The sequence below is a fragment of the Stenotrophomonas sp. SMYL41 genome (assembly GCF_036319965.1).
GTDB classification, from domain to species: Bacteria; Pseudomonadota; Gammaproteobacteria; order Xanthomonadales; family Xanthomonadaceae; genus Stenotrophomonas; species Stenotrophomonas maltophilia_R.
Window position 1 is genome coordinate 1 of sequence record NZ_JAWIRX010000009.1, and the last position, 16,556, is coordinate 16,556.

The 16,556-nt window shown below is 67.9% G+C and carries 14 protein-coding genes; 10 read left to right on the forward strand and 4 right to left on the reverse strand.

Annotation, left to right across the window (positions count from 1 at the left end; translation table 11 throughout):
• Positions 1-408: 408 nt before the first annotated feature.
• Complete coding sequence (gene tyrS / locus V3B30_RS11940; RefSeq protein WP_262083955.1) at positions 409-1,620, reverse strand: tyrosine--tRNA ligase; 1,212 nt, start codon at positions 1,618-1,620, stop codon at positions 409-411.
• Positions 1,621-1,787: 167 nt separating this feature from the next.
• On the opposite strand from tyrS, the gene V3B30_RS11945 reads away from it, so the two are divergent.
• The gene (locus V3B30_RS11945) at positions 1,788-3,260 is read left to right on the forward strand and encodes a peptidoglycan DD-metalloendopeptidase family protein (RefSeq protein ID WP_262083956.1); all 1,473 of its coding nucleotides are present in this window, start codon (positions 1,788-1,790) and stop codon (positions 3,258-3,260) included.
• Positions 3,261-3,325: 65 nt separating this feature from the next.
• Positions 3,326-4,453, forward strand: coding sequence for an anhydro-N-acetylmuramic acid kinase (locus V3B30_RS11950; protein WP_262083957.1), 1,128 nt, complete (start codon positions 3,326-3,328; stop codon positions 4,451-4,453).
• 72 nt (positions 4,454-4,525) lie between these two features.
• On the opposite strand, the gene V3B30_RS11955 is transcribed toward V3B30_RS11950, so the two are convergent.
• The 3 genes from V3B30_RS11955 to V3B30_RS11965 all read right to left on the reverse strand — a co-directional run bounded on the left by V3B30_RS11955 (position 4,526) and on the right by V3B30_RS11965 (position 6,933).
• Positions 4,526-4,756: a hypothetical protein gene (locus tag V3B30_RS11955; protein ID WP_005420465.1), complete on the reverse strand. Its 231-nt coding sequence runs from the start codon at positions 4,754-4,756 to the stop codon at positions 4,526-4,528.
• Between the two features lie 78 nt (positions 4,757-4,834).
• Positions 4,835-6,136, reverse strand: a complete 1,302-nt coding sequence (locus V3B30_RS11960; protein WP_262083958.1) for an MFS transporter — start codon at positions 6,134-6,136, stop codon at positions 4,835-4,837.
• Positions 6,133-6,933, reverse strand: coding sequence for an exodeoxyribonuclease III (locus tag V3B30_RS11965; RefSeq protein WP_262083959.1), 801 nt, complete (start codon positions 6,931-6,933; stop codon positions 6,133-6,135). The genes V3B30_RS11960 and V3B30_RS11965 overlap by 4 nt, the downstream gene beginning before the upstream one ends.
• Before the next feature lie 161 nt (positions 6,934-7,094).
• On the opposite strand from V3B30_RS11965, the gene pyrE reads away from it, so the two are divergent.
• The 8 genes from pyrE (at position 7,095) to V3B30_RS12005 (ending at position 16,550) form a co-directional block, all read left to right on the forward strand.
• Positions 7,095-7,754 carry an orotate phosphoribosyltransferase gene (pyrE, locus tag V3B30_RS11970; protein ID WP_100474875.1) on the forward strand — a complete coding sequence of 220 codons (660 nt, stop codon included), beginning with the start codon at positions 7,095-7,097 and terminating at the stop codon, positions 7,752-7,754.
• Positions 7,755-7,772: 18 nt separating this feature from the next.
• Complete coding sequence (locus V3B30_RS11975; RefSeq protein WP_262083960.1) at positions 7,773-8,435, forward strand: hypothetical protein; 663 nt, start codon at positions 7,773-7,775, stop codon at positions 8,433-8,435.
• A gap of 179 nt (positions 8,436-8,614) precedes the next feature.
• Entirely contained in the window at positions 8,615-8,707 is a 93-nt protein-coding gene (locus V3B30_RS11980; protein WP_005407770.1) for a potassium-transporting ATPase subunit F, read from the forward strand.
• A gap of 12 nt (positions 8,708-8,719) precedes the next feature.
• Positions 8,720-10,429: a potassium-transporting ATPase subunit KdpA gene (gene kdpA, locus V3B30_RS11985; RefSeq protein ID WP_262083961.1), complete on the forward strand. Its 1,710-nt coding sequence runs from the start codon at positions 8,720-8,722 to the stop codon at positions 10,427-10,429.
• Between the two features lie 10 nt (positions 10,430-10,439).
• Positions 10,440-12,497: a potassium-transporting ATPase subunit KdpB gene (gene kdpB / locus V3B30_RS11990; RefSeq protein WP_262083962.1), complete on the forward strand. Its 2,058-nt coding sequence runs from the start codon at positions 10,440-10,442 to the stop codon at positions 12,495-12,497.
• Complete coding sequence (gene kdpC / locus V3B30_RS11995) at positions 12,494-13,144, forward strand: potassium-transporting ATPase subunit KdpC (RefSeq protein ID WP_100474879.1); 651 nt, start codon at positions 12,494-12,496, stop codon at positions 13,142-13,144. The genes kdpB and kdpC overlap by 4 nt, the downstream gene beginning before the upstream one ends.
• Positions 13,145-13,195: 51 nt before the next feature.
• A complete protein-coding gene (locus V3B30_RS12000; RefSeq protein ID WP_262083963.1) occupies positions 13,196-15,856 on the forward strand; it encodes a sensor histidine kinase KdpD in 2,661 nt (886 codons plus the stop codon).
• The gene (locus V3B30_RS12005) at positions 15,837-16,550 is read left to right on the forward strand and encodes a response regulator transcription factor (RefSeq protein WP_100474881.1); all 714 of its coding nucleotides are present in this window, start codon (positions 15,837-15,839) and stop codon (positions 16,548-16,550) included. The genes V3B30_RS12000 and V3B30_RS12005 overlap by 20 nt, the downstream gene beginning before the upstream one ends.
• Positions 16,551-16,556: the final 6 nt, after the last annotated feature.

Genomic DNA, 16,556 nt, shown 5'->3' on the forward strand with positions numbered 1-16,556 from the left:
TGGACAATCATCCTTCCTGCAGGCGCCTTCACAAGATACCTGCGCATACTTTCAAAGATCCGGGGAAGTGGCCTCAGCGCCGTTCCCGTGTGCTGCGAAGTTTCCTTCGTAGCGAGCCGCCCATTATGCCAGACTTTTTCAGTCCGTCAACACCTTCGTTCGATCATCTCGTTCGGTGGTGGTGGGCGCCCTGTTGCCGCTGAAGCCCCTTGGTGGCGACCCCTGCGACGGGGGAGGAGAAGTATGTCCCCATTCCCATCATTTGTGAAGGGGGTGTGGCGATTTTTTTCAACGGATGTTGCATCCGTTCATCCGTCGCGCTGCGGGATCCCGCGAAGAGCAGCCAGGCGCGGGCTTGGCTCTACAAGAACATAAGGAAGGGCCGGCTGCGCCGGCCCTTCCTTTGTCTCAGGCCGCGACCAGGCGCACGCGGGCGAAGGTGCGCTTGCCGACCTGCAGCAGGCCTTCGAAGCCGGGCTGCAGCACCTGCTGGCCGTCTTCGACCACTTCGCCGTCGACCTTGACCGCGCGCTCCTTGAGCTTGCGGTTGGCTTCGGAATTGCTGGGGGTCAGACCGGCCGCAGTCAGCAGTGCGGCGATACGCAGGCCTTCGACCGGGATCACCACGTCCTGCAGCGGCAGCAGGGTGATGTCCCCCTGCCCGGTCACCGCCGCTTCCCAGCCGGCAATGGCCTGCTCGGCCGCCGCAGCGTCGTGGAAGCGGGTCGCCAGTTCACGGGCCAGGCGCAGCTTGACCACGCGCGGGTTCAGGACACCACTGGCCACCTGCTCACGCAGCTGCACGGCCTCGGCCTGGCTGATGTCGAAGGACAGCAGCTCGATCCAGCGCCACATCAGGGTGTCGTCCACCTTCATGGTCTTGGTGACGATGTCGATGGCCGGCTCGCTGATGCCAATGTAGTTGCCCAGCGACTTGGACATCTTGTTGACGCCATCCAGGCCTTCCAGCAGCGGCATGGTCAGCACGACCTGCGGCTTCTGGCCGTGGTGCTCCTGCAGGCCACGGCCCATCAGCAGGTTGAACTTCTGGTCGGTGCCGCCGAGCTCGACATCGGCTTCCAGGGCCACCGAGTCGTAGCCCTGCACCAGCGGGTACAGGAATTCGTGGATGGCGATGGACTGCTGGGCGGCATAGCGCTTGGCGAAGTCGTCGCGCTCGAGCATGCGTGCCACGGTGTGCTGGCCGGCCAGGCGGATCATGTCGGCCGCGCCCATCTTGCCGAACCACTCCGAGTTGAAGCGGACTTCGGTACGGCTGCGATCCAGCACCTTGAACACCTGTTCCTCATAGGTCCGGGCGTTGGCCAGCACGTCGTCGCGGCTGAGCGGCTTGCGGGTCAGGCTCTTGCCGGACGGGTCCCCGATCATGCCGGTGAAGTCGCCGATCAGGAAAATGACCTGGTGGCCGAGGTCCTGGAACTGGCGCATCTTGTTCAGCAGCACCGTATGGCCCAGGTGCAGGTCGGGCGCAGTGGGGTCGAAGCCGGCCTTGATCCGCAGCGGGCGGCCTTCCTGCAGGCGCGCACGCAGATCCTCGAGCTTGAGGATCTCGTCGGCACCGCGGCCGATCAGGGCAAGGGCTTCTTCAATCGAGGACACGTGACTACTCCCGGCAACGCCGATTCTTGTGTGGGGTGTTAAAGCAAAGTTAACCCGATTGGCTTCACAAAAGCCAATGGGCACAAGGGTTTGACGCGGTTTTCTCAGGTGTCTATGGTAACCGGCGATCAGGCCCGCGCTCCCGGGCCGCCAGGAAAAAACCGCAGATGCACAATTCCGAACAAGGGCGCGCACGCAAGCAGCGCTTCCAGGAACGCCTCCACGTCCTGCACGACAACGCCCTGCATCGGAAGCTCAGGCGTCATCTTCCCGCCGCCTTCAATGAGCGCTGGACCCGCCGCCATTGGATGCACGCCAGCCTGTTCGCAACCATCGGCGCCCTGGTGGCGACGATCGTCCCCGGCTTCTCGCACACCATCGATGCACCTTACGCCGACAGCCACACCAGCCTGGCGCTGCCGTTGCCACCGCTGGCGATGGCCCGCCAGCAGCAGGTGCCCGGTGACAGCTGGCAGGTGCTGCGGGTGCAGCGCGGCCAGACCCTGAGCGACCTGTTCGACAAGGCTGGCATCCCGGCCACCACCCTGCACCGGGTACTGGACCACCCGGGCGCGCGTGAGGCGCTGACCAAGCTTCGCCCGGGTGCCGAGATCGCCTTCGACATGCCGCTGTCCGGCGACCTGCGCAGCATCCGTTTCGACCGGGATGCCGACAACCGGGTCGAACTGAGCCTGGCCGGCGATGACATCAAGGAGAAGGTGACCCAGCGCGAGACTTCCACGCGCACCGTGGTCACCAGCGGCGAGATCACCAGTTCGCTGTATGCCGCAGCCCGCCGGGCCGGGCTGTCGCCGTCGGCGATCGCGACGATGACCGACGACATTTTCAAGTACGACATCGACTTCTCGAAAGACCTGCAACCGGGCGATCGCTTCAGCGTGGTGATGGATGAGACCTGGCGCGAAGGCGAGAAGGTGGACACCAGCAAGATCCTGGCGGCGACCTTCACCACCGGGGGCAAGACCTATTCCGGCTTCCGCTTCGACCGCAACGGCAAGTCCGAGTACTACGACATCAACGGCCGCTCGCTGAAGAAGAGCTTCATCCGCATGCCGATCCCGTTCGCGCGGCTGAGCTCGACCTTCGGTGCGCGCAAGCACCCGGTGCTGGGCAAGATGCGCATGCACAAGGGCGTGGACTACGCTGCGCGCACCGGCACCCCGATCATGGCCGCCGGCGACGCCCGCGTGCAGTTCGCTGGCGTGCAGCGCGGCTACGGCAACGTGGTGATCCTCGACCACGGCCGTGGCCACACCACCCTGTACGGCCACATGTCGCGCTTTGCGAACATCAAGACAGGCCAGCGCGTGGCCCAGGGCACGGTGATCGGCTATGTCGGCTCGACCGGCCTGGCGACCGGCCCGCACCTGCACTACGAATTCCGCGTCAACGGCGAGCACCGCAACCCGCTGACCGTAACCATGCCGCCGCCGGAGCCGCTGAAGGGTGCCGAGCTGGTCGCCTTCCGCGCGCAGACCGCACCGGCGATGGCGCGCATCCAGGGCATGGAGAAGCTGATCTACGCCGATGCCAGCCCGGCACCGACCAGCCGCGACGAGGCCGCCACCGAGGTGGCCAGTGCCAAGGACAAGCAGGCGACCGGCCGCAAGCGCGGCTGAGCCCCTGCGTTGACGAAGAAGGACGCGGCAGCCCAAGCTTGCCGCGTCCTTTTTTTATGCCTGCCATGAACACGACTGCCGACGTTGACGCCCCCCTTTACCTTGGCCTGATGTCGGGCACCAGCGCCGATGGCATCGATGCCGCGCTGGTGCAGTTCCCCAGTGGCGGTGGCTGCCGCTTCGTGCACGGCCTGACCGCCCGCTGGGAGCCGGTGCTACGTGCGCGGCTGGTGGCGCTGGGTGAAGGTGGACCGCTGGACTCGCTGGAGGAACTGGGCGAGCTGGATGCGCGGATCGCGATCAACTTCGCCGACGCCGCCAACCAGCTGCTGGCCGAAGCCGGCGTGGACCGCAGCCAGGTGCGCGCGATCGGCTCGCATGGGCAGACCGTGCGCCACCGCCCGCTGGCCGACCCGGCGTTCACCGTACAACTGGGCGACGGCAACCGCATCGCCGAGCTGACCGGGATCACCACGGTGTCCGACTTCCGCCGCCGCGACGTGGCGGCCGGGGGCCATGGTGCGCCGCTGATGCCGGCCTTCCATCTGGGCATGCTGGGCACCGCCGATGAAGACCGCGCGGTGCTCAACCTGGGCGGCATCGCCAACCTGACCCTGATTCCGCGCGAGGGCGCGGTGCGTGGCTTCGATACCGGCCCGGCCAACGCGCTGATGGATGCCTGGTGCCAGCGCCACACCGGCCGCACCTTCGATGCCGACGGCGCGTATGCCGCCAGTGGTGCGGTGGACGAGAGCCTGTTGGCCAGCTGGCGGTCCGACCCGTGGTTCACGCTTCCGCCGCCGAAGAGCACGGGCCGCGAACAGTTCCACCTGGCATGGGCCGAGGCGCATATGGACGAAGGCCAGTACGCCGCCGCCGATGTGCAGGCCACCCTGCTGGAGCTGACCGTGGCGACCGTAGTCGATGCGCTGCTGGCGCAGCAGCCGCAGACCCGGCGCCTGCTGGTCTGTGGCGGTGGCGTGCGCAACCAGCAGCTGATGAAGCGCCTGGCGGCGCGGCTGCCGGGAGTGCAGGTGGATTCCAGCGCGGTGCACGGGTTGGACCCGGAGTACGTCGAGGCGATGGGCTTTGCCTGGCTGGCGCAGCGGACGATGGACGGGCTGGCCGGCAACCTGCCGAGCGTGACCGGGGCGAAAGGGCCGCGGATCCTGGGCGCGATCCACCTGGCGTGAGGTGGTGCCATCCGCGCATGGCGTGGATCTACCGGGAACGGCAGTCGAGCATGGCTCGACTCCCCAAAGGCGCTAATCGAAGCCCTGTCCTGCGGGCAGGGCCTGCAGGGCGGCGATGGCGTCGGAGAGCGCGTCCACTTCGGGATCGCCGAAGCCGGAGCGGACCTCCAGTTCGCTACTGAACAGGCCCTGCTCCAGCAAGGCGGCGCAGGTCTGTTCGTGGGTCCAGCCGCGGGCAACCGCGACGCGTCGGATACGTTCCAGCAGCAGCGGGTCCAGGTCCCGCAGCACAACATCGGCCATGCTCACTTCCCCGTTCGCAGGGCACCGCCCCCTCGGCGCGTCGGGGGCGATGATCCCGCAGACCGGGCGGGCAGGCAATCAGGCGACCGGCGGCCCGCGGTCGGCGATCCGCGGCCACAGCCACGCCAGCAGCAGCAGGGTCGGCACCACGGTGATCGAGCTGAGGATGAAGAACGTGCTGTAGGACGTGGCCTCGACGATATAGCCGGAGACACCGCCGACGAACTTGCCCGGCAGGTTGGCGAGCGAGACCAGCAGCGCGTACTGGGTGGCGGTGAAGTTGCGGTCGGTCAGCGACGACATGAAGGCGACCAGCACGGTGCCGGCAAAGCCCTGGAACAGGTTGTCGGCACTGAGCGCGGCATAGAACGCCCACAGCTTGCCCGGATTGTGCGCCATCAGCAGGAAGGCGAGATTGGACAGCGCCACGCCCAGTGAGGCCACCAGCAGCATGCGGCGGAAGCCGAACGCGGCTACCGCGATGCCGCCCAGGAACGCGCCGCCGATTCCCATCCACACGCCGAACAGCTTGGACACGGTGGCGATGTCGGCCTTGTCGAACCCCGAATCGAGATAGAACGGCCCGGCCATCACACCGATCACCTGATCGGGGAACTTGAACAGGCCGACGAAGGCCAGCAGCACCAGCGCCAGCGCCACGCCATTGCGGCTGAAGAAGCTGGAGATGGGCTGGACGAATGCTTCGGCGATATCGATGCGGCGCTGCACGGCGATGGCCGGGCGCTCCGGTTCGGCGCACAGCAGGGTGGTGACGATCGGCAGCAGCATCAGCGCTGCCATCGCCAGATAGGCGACGATCCAGCCTTCGAACTGCGCCAGGTACAGCGCGCCAGCACCGGCCAGGATCAGGCCGATCCGGTAACCCAGCGTATAGGTGGCCGCCAGCGCCGCCTGGGCGGCCTGCGGTGCGATCTCGATGCGATAGGCATCGACGGCGGAGTCCTGGGTGGCACCGGCGAACGACGCCACCAGCACCCACATCACCAGCGGCCAGACACCCTCCTCCGGCCGCACGAAGGCCAGCGCGACCAGGCCAACCAGCACCAGCACCTGCGACACCAGCAGCCACGAACGGCGGCGGCCGAGCCCGCCCAGCAGCGGAAAGGCATAGCGGTCCAGCAGCGGTGCCCACAGGAACTTGAGCAGGTAGAAGAAGCTGGCCAGGCTGATCAGGCCGATGCTGCCCAGGTCCAGGCCGACGTCTCGCAGGCGCGTGGACAGCGTCTGCGAAGCGATCAGCAGGAACGGCAGGCCGCTGCCGAACCCGAGCATGGCCATGGTCAGCGCCGACGGGGTACCGAAGGCGCGCTTGATGCCTGCCCAGCCCTTGTAGCTGACCGGCGTGGCGGCCTCGGTCACAGGTCGTAGTCCACGGTGAACGGCGCGTGGTCGGAGAAGCGCTCGTCGCGGTAGATCGAACAGCTACGCAGTTTGTCGCGCAGGCCCGGGGTGACGAACTGGTAATCGATGCGCCAACCGACATTGTTGGCGCGGGCGGCGCCACGGTTGCTCCACCAGGTGTAGTCCTCGCCGGTGGGGTTGAGCAGGCGGTAGGCATCGGCCCAGCCGCGGCCAGCGGCGACATCGGTCGCCTGGCCGTGGTCGGCGCAGAGGGCGTTGAGCCAGTCGCGCTCTTCCGGCAGGCAGCCGGAATTCTTCTGGTTGGACTTCCAGTTCTTGATGTCCAGCGCCGAACGCACGATGTTCCAGTCGCCGCACAGCACGTAGTCGCGGCCGCTGCGCGCCCACTCCTCGAGGATCGGCCGCAGCCATTCCATCACTTCGAACTTGAAGCCCTGGCGCAGGTCGCCCGAGCTGCCGGACGGGATATAGAAGGAGACCACGCTGAGGTTGCCGTAGCGTGCCTCGATGTAGCGGCCTTCGTCGTCGAACGGGGCCCAGCCCAGCGAGGTGATGACCTGGTCCGGCTCGCGCTTGCTGTAGATCGCCACGCCGCTGTAGCCCTTCTTGGTGATGGCGTCGCGGTAGAAGCAGTGGTGGCCATCGGGGCGGAACATCGGGTCGGTCAGCTGGTCTTCCTGGGCCTTGGTTTCCTGGATGCACAGGACGTCCGCGTCCTGGGCACGGAACCAGTCGAGGAAGCCCTTGGTCGCGGCGGAACGGATGCCATTGGCGTTGAAACTGATGATGCGCATGCGGGGACCTGCGGCGGGAAACCGGGCAAGCATACCGGTTGCCCGCAGCGCTGCGCAGTCCGCAGGGCCGGGCCTGGACAGCCTTCACAAGGGCCCGGACGAGCGCGAAACGCCCAGCTGGATTAGGATTTGTGCTCCAAATGAAGATGAATCGAGTTTTGATGAGCGACCACCGCCACCGTTTCCTGCAGCTGGCCCTGACCGCCGACGCCCTGCGCTTCGGCCAGTTCACCCTCAAGTCCGGCCGGCTGAGCCCCTATTTCTTCAACGCCGGTCGTTTCGACTCCGGTTCGCTGCTGTCGCAGCTCGGCGCCTGCTATGCCGATGCCATCGACGCCACCGGGATCAAGTACGACGTGGTGTTCGGCCCGGCCTACAAGGGCATCCCGCTGGCCACCGCGATGGCCTGCGAGCTGGCCCAGCGGGGCCGCGACCTGCCGCTGTCGTTCAACCGCAAGGAAGCCAAGGACCATGGCGAAGGCGGCAAGCTGATCGGCGCCGACATGAATGGCAAGCGCGTGCTGATCGTCGATGACGTGATCACCGCCGGTACCGCGATCCGCGAAGCGCTGGACATCATCCGCACTGCCGGCGGCACCCCGGCCGGCATCGTGGTGGCACTGGACCGCCAGGAGATCGCCTCGGAAACCGACCGCCGTTCGGCGGCGCAATCGGTGGCCGAAGAGGCCGGCATTCCGGTGATCGCCGTGGCATCGCTGGCCGATCTGCTTGATTTCGCCTCCGGCAACCCGGAACTTGTGGGCTACCGACAGCCGCTGGAAGCCTACCGGGCCCAGTACGGCGTTCGTTCGATCCGCTGACCGACCAGGGGAAAGGTCATGTCCCGAGTTCCTGCTGTTCTCTTTGCCGGCCTGCTGCTGGCCGTGCCGTTCACGCTGCCGGCGCAGTCGCGCGACGGCGGCAAGGTGGAAAAGAAGCTGTACTGCTGGAACGAGGGCAAGGAGCGGATCTGCAGTGATTCGCTGCCGGCCGATGCTGTCAATCACGCCCGCGAGGAGTTCAATGCGAAAAGCGGCCTGCGCAATGCGCAGGTCCAGCGCGCGTTGACTGACGAAGAGCGCGCCGCGGCCAGCACCGTGGCACAGCAGCAGCAGCTGGACCTGATGGCCGAGCAGACCCGCCAGCGCACCGAGCAGGCGATGCTGTCCACCTATGGCAGCGAGGACGACCTGCGCCGGGTGTTCGCCGAACGCCAGGAAGTGCTGGACAACAACCTCAAGACCGCCGAGTACAACGTCACCAGCCTGCGCGAATCGCTGGTGGCGCTGCTTTCAGCCGCCGGTGACCGTGAACTGGCCGGTGCCAAGGTGGCCGACAAGCAGGCCGAGGCGATCCGCCAGCGGCACGTGCAGCTGCAGTCGCAGCAGCGCCTGCAGGCCGGATTCCTGCAGCAGCAGCAGGCGCTGAAGGCGGAAATCGAAAGCAGCCTGCAGCGTTACCGCGAACTGAAGGGGCTGGTGCCGGCGAGCCAGGTTCCTTGATTCCCGTTGCAGAGCCGGGCCCATGCCCGGCTCTACGGAAGGCAGGCCTGGTTACGGCTTGGCCCGCGGAATTTATGCACTCTTTACGCGTCGGCCCGGTCCGGCGCGTAGTGCGTTTATGGGGGGCAGGATGACGATGACGGCCTGAGGTGGAGGGGTTCCACCAGGACGCTATTGCAATGTCCCCCTGGCTGTCGTTGTTGTGTGGCGTGCTGGTGCTGGTCGCCGCCGCCTATCTTCTTTATGTCGTGCTGCGGCCCGAGTCGTTCTGAGCGGAGACTGCCATGACTGAGATTCTTGCCATTCTTGCCGCCAGCGTGCTGCTGGCCTGGCCGCTGGGCCTGTACCTGGCGCGTGTGATGCGCGGCACGCCGATGAAGGTCGACGTGCTGTTCCACTGGATTGAAAAGCCGCTGTACAGGGTGTTCGGCGTCGATCCGTCGCGCTCGATGTCCTGGCGCGGCTACGTGCTGGCCTTCGTGCTGAGCAACGTGGTGGTCGCTGTGTTGACCCAGGCGGTGTTCATGACCCAGGCCTGGCTGCCGCTGAATCCGGACCAGATCCCGAACATGCGCTGGGACACCGCGCTGCACACGATGATCTCGTTCCTGACCAACACCAACCAGCAGCACTATTCGGGCCAGGCACAGCTGTCCTACCTCTCGCAGATGACCGGCATCACCGGCCTGCAGGTGGTGACACCGATGATGGGCCTGGCGCTGGCGGTGGCGACGCTGCGCGCGTTGTTCTCGCGTGCGCCGCAGGCCACGGCGGCCAGCGGTACCGGCGATGATCGCCAGGTGGCGGTCGGCAACTACTACGTGGACGTGGTGCGCCTGTGCGTGCGCTTCCTGCTGCCGCTGTGCCTGGTATGGACCCTGCTGCTGGCCAGCCAGGGCGTACCGTCGACGATGGCCGGTGGGCCGCAGGCCACGCCGATCGATGCCAGCGCCGGCATGGCCGAACAGAAACTGCCGTTGGGCCCGGTGGCGGCGATGGTCGCGGCCAAGCAGCTGGGTGCCAACGGTGGTGGCTGGTACGGCCCGAACAGCAGCTTCCCGCTGGAGAACCCGACCCCGCTGTCGAACGCGCTGGAGATCGTCGGCATCCTGCTGGTGCCGATGGCGGTGATCTTCATGATCGGCGCGTTCACCGGGCGCCGTCGCTTTGGCGCGCTGGTGTTCAGCTGCATGCTGGGCATGTCGCTGCTGTCCACCGGCGCGACGGTGTGGAGCGAAGGGCATAGCGCCAGCGCCGCCACCCCGCTGCTGATGGAAGGCAAGGAAGTGCGCTTCGGCGCCGACGGCACGGCGCTGTGGGCGGCGGTGACCACCCAGGTCTCCAACGGCTCGGTGAACGGCATGCACGATTCGCTGGCGCCGCTGAGCGGTGGCATCGCGATGGTCAACATGCTGGTCAGCGCGATCTGGGGCGGCATCGGCTGTGGCCTGCAGCAGTTCATCGTCTATCTGCTGCTGGGCGTGTTCCTGGCCGGGTTGATGACTGGGCGCACGCCGGAACTGTTCGGCCGCAAGCTGGAGACGCCACAGGTGCGGCTGCTGGCCCTGCTGGTGCTGCTGCAGCCGATCACCCTGCTGGTGTTCACCGCGATCACCCAGGCCGTGCCCGGCCTGGCCGGCACCTCCAATCCCGGTTTCCATGGCATCAGCCAGGTGTTCTACGAGTATGTCTCGGCCTACGCCAACAACGGCTCGGGCTTCGAAGGGCTGGGTGACGCCACGCTGTGGTGGAACCTGAGCTGTTCGCTGGTGCTGCTGCTGGGCCGCTTCCCGCTGCTGATCATCCCGCTGGTGGTGGCCGCACAGCTCGCCGCCAAGCGCCAGGCGCCGGAGTCTGCCGGCAGCCTGCAGATCGAAACCCCGACCTTCGCCCTGACCCTGGTCTCGGTGATCGTCATCCTGACCGTGCTGCAGTTCATGCCGGCGCTGGTACTCGGCCCGATCGCCGACCACCTGAGCCTGGGACTGCACTAAGGACACCCTGATGAGTACCCAAGCAAGTTCAACCCGTAGTACCCATGCACCGCGCCCCGCCCTGCTTGATGGCGCCGGCCTGCGCCGTGCGCTGGTCGAAGCGGTGCGCAAGCTGTCGCCGATGCATCTGGTGCGCAGCCCGGTGATGGCGGTGGTGATGGCCGGCACGATCGTCGCCGCGATCGTCACCCTGACCGGCAACGCGCCGCTGGGCTTCGGCCTGGCGGTGACCGCGATCCTGCTGGTGACCGTGTTGTTCGGCAACTTCGCCGAGGCGGTGGCCGAAGCGCGCGGCCGTGGCCAGGCCGCCTCGCTGCGCCGAGCCCGCCAGGACCTGGTGGCGCGCCGGCTGGCTGCGCCGCAGCCGGGTGCCGCTGAAACCCAGGTGCCGGCCGCCGAACTGCGCCCGGGCGACCACGTGATCGTCAGTGCCGGTGAACTGGTGCCGGCCGATGGCGAGATCGTGCAGGGCCTGGCCACCATCAATGAAGCGGCGGTGACCGGCGAATCGGCCCCCGTGCTGCGCGAGGCCGGTACCGACCGCTCCGGCGTGATCGGTGGCACCAAGGTGCTGTCCGACCAGATCATCGTGCGGGTGACCGCCGAACCGGGCCACAGCTTCCTGGACCGGATGATCGCCCTGGTGGAGGGCGCCAACCGGCAGAAGACCCCGAACGAGATCGCGCTGACCCTGCTGCTGGCGGCGATGACGCTGACCTTCCTGGTGGTGGTGGCGACGCTGCCGGCCATCGGTGCAGCCGTGGGCGTGCAGGTCGATCCGCTGCTGCTGATCGCGCTGCTGGTGTGCCTGATCCCGACCACCATCGGCGGCCTGCTGCCGGCCATCGGCATCGCCGGCATGAACCGTGCGCTGGCCGCCAATGTGTTGGCCAAGTCGGGCAAGGCGGTGGAAGTGGCCGGCGACGTCGACGTGCTGCTGCTGGACAAGACCGGCACCATCACCTACGGCGACCGCCAGGCCAGCCACTTCCATCCGCTGGCCGGCATCGACGCCAGCCAGCTGCGCGAAGCGGCACTGCTGTCCTCGCTGGCCGACCCGACCCCTGAAGGCAAGTCGATCGTGCGCCTGGCGCGCGAACAGGGCTGCACCACCGCCGAACCGGACCATGCCGACTACCTCGCCTTCAGTGCACAGACCCGCATGTCGGGCGTGGACCTGGAACACGGCCGGCAGATCCGCAAGGGCGCCGCCGATGCGATCCGTGCCCATGTGCAGGCGCTGGGCGGCAGCGTGCCGGCTGAACTCGGCGGGCGGGTCGAGCAGGTCGCGCGCAATGGTGCCACGCCGCTGGTGGTGGCCGAGGGTCGCCACGTGCTGGGCGTGATCGAGCTGTCGGACGTGGTCAAGCACGGCATGCGCGAGAAATTCGCACAGCTGCGGGCAATGGGCATCCGCACGGTGATGATCACCGGCGACAACCCGCTGACCGCCGCCGCCATCGCCGCTGAAGCCGGCGTCGACGACTACATCGCCGAGGCGCGCCCGGAAGACAAGCTGGCGCGCATCCGCCAGGAGCAGGCCGGTGGCCGCCTGGTGGCGATGGTCGGCGACGGCACCAACGACGCCCCGGCGCTGGCGCAGGCCGACATCGGCCTGGCGATGAACTCCGGTACGCAGGCGGCGAAGGAGGCCGGCAACATGGTCGACCTCGATTCGGACCCGGCCAAGCTGCTGGCGGTGGTGGAAGTGGGCAAGCAGCAGCTGATCACCCGCGGCGCACTGACCACCTTCTCGCTGGCCAACGACGTCTCCAAGTACTTCGCGATCCTGCCGGCGCTGTTCGCCGCGGCCGTTCCGACCATGGCCGCACTGAACGTGATGCAGCTGTCCAGCCCGCGCAACGCGGTGCTGGCGGCGCTGATCTTCAACGCCCTGGTGATTCCCGCCCTGATCCCGCTCGCCCTGCGTGGCGTGCGCTTCCGCCCGGCCACTGCAACGGCGCTGCTGCGCCGGAACATGCTGGTGTACGGCGTCGGTGGCGTACTGCTGCCGTTCGCGGCGATCAAGTTGATCGACCTCCTCCTTGTCCTGGTATTCGGCGCATGAACCGTTCTGTGTCCACGTCATCTTCCCTTCCGCGCGAACAGAAGGCCGAGGCCCGCGTGGCCAGCCTGCAGGATGGCGCCAGCTGGCGCCCGGCGATCGGCCTGGGCCTGGCCACCCTGCTGCTGGCTGGCGCGGTCTACGCCGGTATCGCCACCGGTTTTGCCGGCCTGGCCTACCCGACCCAGGCCGAAGGCAGCCTGCTGCGCGATGGCAGCGGCCAGGTGCGCGGCTCGGCATGGTTGTCGCAGCCGTTCACCGGTGACGGCTACTTCCAGGCACGTCCGTCGGCGGCCAACTACGACCCGATGGCCGCGGCCGGTTCCAACATGGCGCGCAGCAACCCGGCGCTGGCCGAGCGTGTTGCGGCCAGCACGGCTGCAGTGGCCGCACGCGAAGGTGTCGCCCCGGCGCAGGTGCCGGCGGACCTGGTCACCCAGTCCGCCGGCGGCCTGGATCCGCAGCTGTCGCCTGCCGCCGTACAACTGCAGGTGGCGCGCGTGGCGCGTGCCCGTGGCCTGCCGGTGGAGCGCGTGCAGGCATTGGTGCAGGCGCATACCGAAGGGCGGCAGTGGGGCCTGTTCGGCCAGCCGAGGGTGAACGTGGTGACACTGAACTTCGCGCTGGACCATGCGGCCAAGGCGCCGTGATGCAGGCCTGCACCGGCGGCGCGCACAATGGCGGCCATGACAACGGCCCCCATGACTGATGCACGTACCCGCCAGGCCGATGCCCTGGTTGAAGGCCTGCAACGCGAAGCCGGCGGCAAGCTGACCGTGTTCCTCGGCGCGGCGCCGGGCGTAGGCAAGACGTACACCATGCTGACCCGCGCGCAGGAACAGCTGCGCCGCGGCGCCGACCTGGTGGTGGGCCTGGTGGAAACCCACGGCCGCGCCGATACCCAGGCGCTGCTTGAGGGCCTGCCGCAGCTGCCGCTGAAGGCAGTGGCCTACCACGGCCACACCCTGCAGGAGTTGGACCTGGATGCCGTGCTCGCACGGCACCCGGCACTGGTGCTGGTGGATGAACTGGCCCACCGCAATGCACCCGGCAGCCGCCATGAGCGGCGCTGGCAGGACGTGATGGAGCTGCTGGACGCCGGCATCGACGTCTGGACCACGGTCAATATCCAGCACCTGGAAAGCCTCAACGACGTGGTGATGCGGATCACCGGCGTGCGCGTGAGCGAAACCGTGCCGGACGGCGTGCTCGACCGCCTGCATGACATCGTGCTGGTCGACCTGCCGCCGCGCGAACTGATCGCGCGCCTGCAGCAAGGCAAGGTCTATGTGCCCGAACAGGCTGCGCAGGCACTGCAGGCATTCTTCTCGCCGGCCAACCTGACCGCGCTGCGCGAACTGGCGATGCAGGAAGCCGCCGACCGCGTCGACAGCAGCCTGCGCGAGACCCGCGCCGCGCGTGGCGAAGGCAACCTGCCGTTGCGTCGCGGCGTGCTGGTGGCCATCGATGGGGGTGGCCAGAGCGAATACCTGGTGCGGGTGGCACGGCGCATCGCCGAACGCCGCGACGCTCCCTGGACCGTGGTGACCGTGCAGGGCCGGCGCCAGGACGAAGCGACCCGGCGCGAGATCGACGCGGCCTTCGCACTGGCACGGCGGCTGGGCGGTGACGCCGAACTGCTGCATGGTTCGAGCATCGCCGATGCCCTGCTCGACCACGCCGCGCACAATGGCATATCGACCCTGGTACTGGGCCGGACCCGAGAACGTCCCCTGGCGCGGATGTTCAATCGTACCCTGACCCAGCAGCTGATCCAGCGTGGCGCCCACTACGAGATCACCATCATCAGCACGCCGCAGGCGCGGGCACGCTCACGCCGCGAGAGCCTGCTGCCGCCGGTACGCGGCATCAGCCATGAACCGGCGCAGGCACTGATCGCTACCGCGCTGGCCTGTGCGGTGGCATGGCTGGTCGAACGCTGGGTGGGCATGGCCGACCTGTCGATGGTGTTCATCGTAGCGGTGGTGCTGGTGGCGGCGCGCACGCGCGCCAGCGTAGCGGTGATGGCGGCGATCCTGTGTTTCCTCGCCTACAACTTCCTGTTCATCGCACCCCGCTTCACCTTCGCCATCGGTGCGCGCCAGGGCGTGATCACCGTGTTCCTGTTCCTGGCCGCTGCACTGGTGGCCGGGCGCCTGGCCTCGCGCCTGCGCATGCAGGTGATCGCGCTGCGTGCAGCCAACCGCCACGCACGTGCGCGCCAGCAGCTGGGCCGCCAGCTGGCCAGTGCCGCTGGCAACGGCGAGGTGGCACAGGCGGGTCGGCATGCGCTCGAACAGGCCATGGACGTGCCGGCGTGGCTGCGGATCGGCGCGGATACCGCAACCGGTGGCCGCAGCCAGCCCGGCGATACCGACCTGGCCGCCGCCGACTGGGCGTTGCGCCATGGCCAGCCCAGCGGCCGCTTCACCGACACCCTGGCCGGGGCACAGTGGTGGTTCCTGCCGCTGCTGGATGGCGAGGACCGCGCCGTCGGCGTGGCCGGCCTGTACCTGCCCGGCGCACAGGCGCGCCTGTTGCCCGAGCAACGGCAGCTGGCCGAAGCAATGGTCGATGACATCGCCCAGGCCGCGCTGCGCACGCGGCTGGTGGCCGAACTGGAGCAGGCGCACGTCAACAACGAAACCGAGCGGCTGCGCTCGGCGCTGCTCTCTTCGGTATCGCACGACCTGCGCTCGCCACTGGCGGCGATGATCGGTTCGGCCGACAGCCTGGCCAGCTACGGTGCGGCGATGGATACGGCTGATCGCCGTGCCCTGCTGGACACCATCCTGGTCGAAGGCGAACGGCTGGACCGCTACATCCAGAACCTGCTGGACATGACCCGGCTTGGCCATGAAGGGCTGAAGATCAACCGCGACTGGATCGGCGTGGACGAACTGATCGGCTCGGCCGCGCGGCGCCTGCAGCGCTACCAGCCCAGGGTGCGGCTGGAGCTGGACATCCCGCCTACGCTGGCGCCGATCTGGGTACACCCGGCACTGGTCGAACAGGCCGTGTTCAACGTGATGGAGAACGCGGCCAAATTCTCGCCGCCCGATGCCGCCGTGCAGGTGCAGGCGCGCGAACTGGACGGCCAGCTGCGCATCGACGTGATCGATGCCGGCCCCGGCATTCCCGACGACGAGCGTGCGCGCATCTTCGACATGTTCTACAGCGTCGAACGCGGTGACCGGGGCCGCCACGGCACCGGCCTGGGCCTGACCATCTGCCAGGGCATGATCGGCGCGCATGGCGGCAGCGTGCAGGCGCTGCCCGGACGCGACGGTCGCGGTACCCTGATCCGCATCATCCTGCCCTTGCTCAAGCCAGCCTCCCACGATGAGTCCGACTCCGATTGATGCCAGCGTACCGGCCGCGCGCGTGCTGGTGATCGATGATGAAACCCAGATCCGCCGGTTCCTGGACATCAGCCTGCGCGCGCAGGGCTACCAGGTTAGGCAGGCGGCCACCGGGCAGGAAGGCCTGCAGCTCGCCGCCAGCGAGGACATGGATCTGGTGATCCTGGACATCGGCCTGCCGGACATGGAAGGCCACGAGGTGCTGGAACAGCTGCGGCAATGGAGCCAGGTGCCGGTGATCATGCTGACCGTGCGCGCAGGAGAGGCCGAGAAGGTGCGCGCGCTGGATACCGGCGCCAACGACTACGTGACCAAGCCATTCGGCACGCAGGAACTGATGGCGCGGGTACGCGCGCTGCTGCGCACGCGCAGCGTGCCGACCGACGGCACACCGCCGGTGTTCGACGATGGCCACCTGCACGTGGACCTGGTGCGGCGCGAGGTGGCGCTGGAGGGCGAGCCGGTGGCGTTGACCCGCAAGGAGTATGCATTGCTGTCGCTGCTGCTGCGCAATGCCGGGCGCGTGGTGACCCAGCCGCAGATCCTGCAGGAGATCTGGGGCCCGACCCACCAGCACGACACGCATTACCTGCGCATCCTGGTCGGCAAGCTGCGGCACAAGCTGGGCGATTCGGCGCTGGATTCGCGCTACCTGTTCACCGAACCGGGCGTGGGCTTGCGGTTCAAGGGGTGAGGCGTG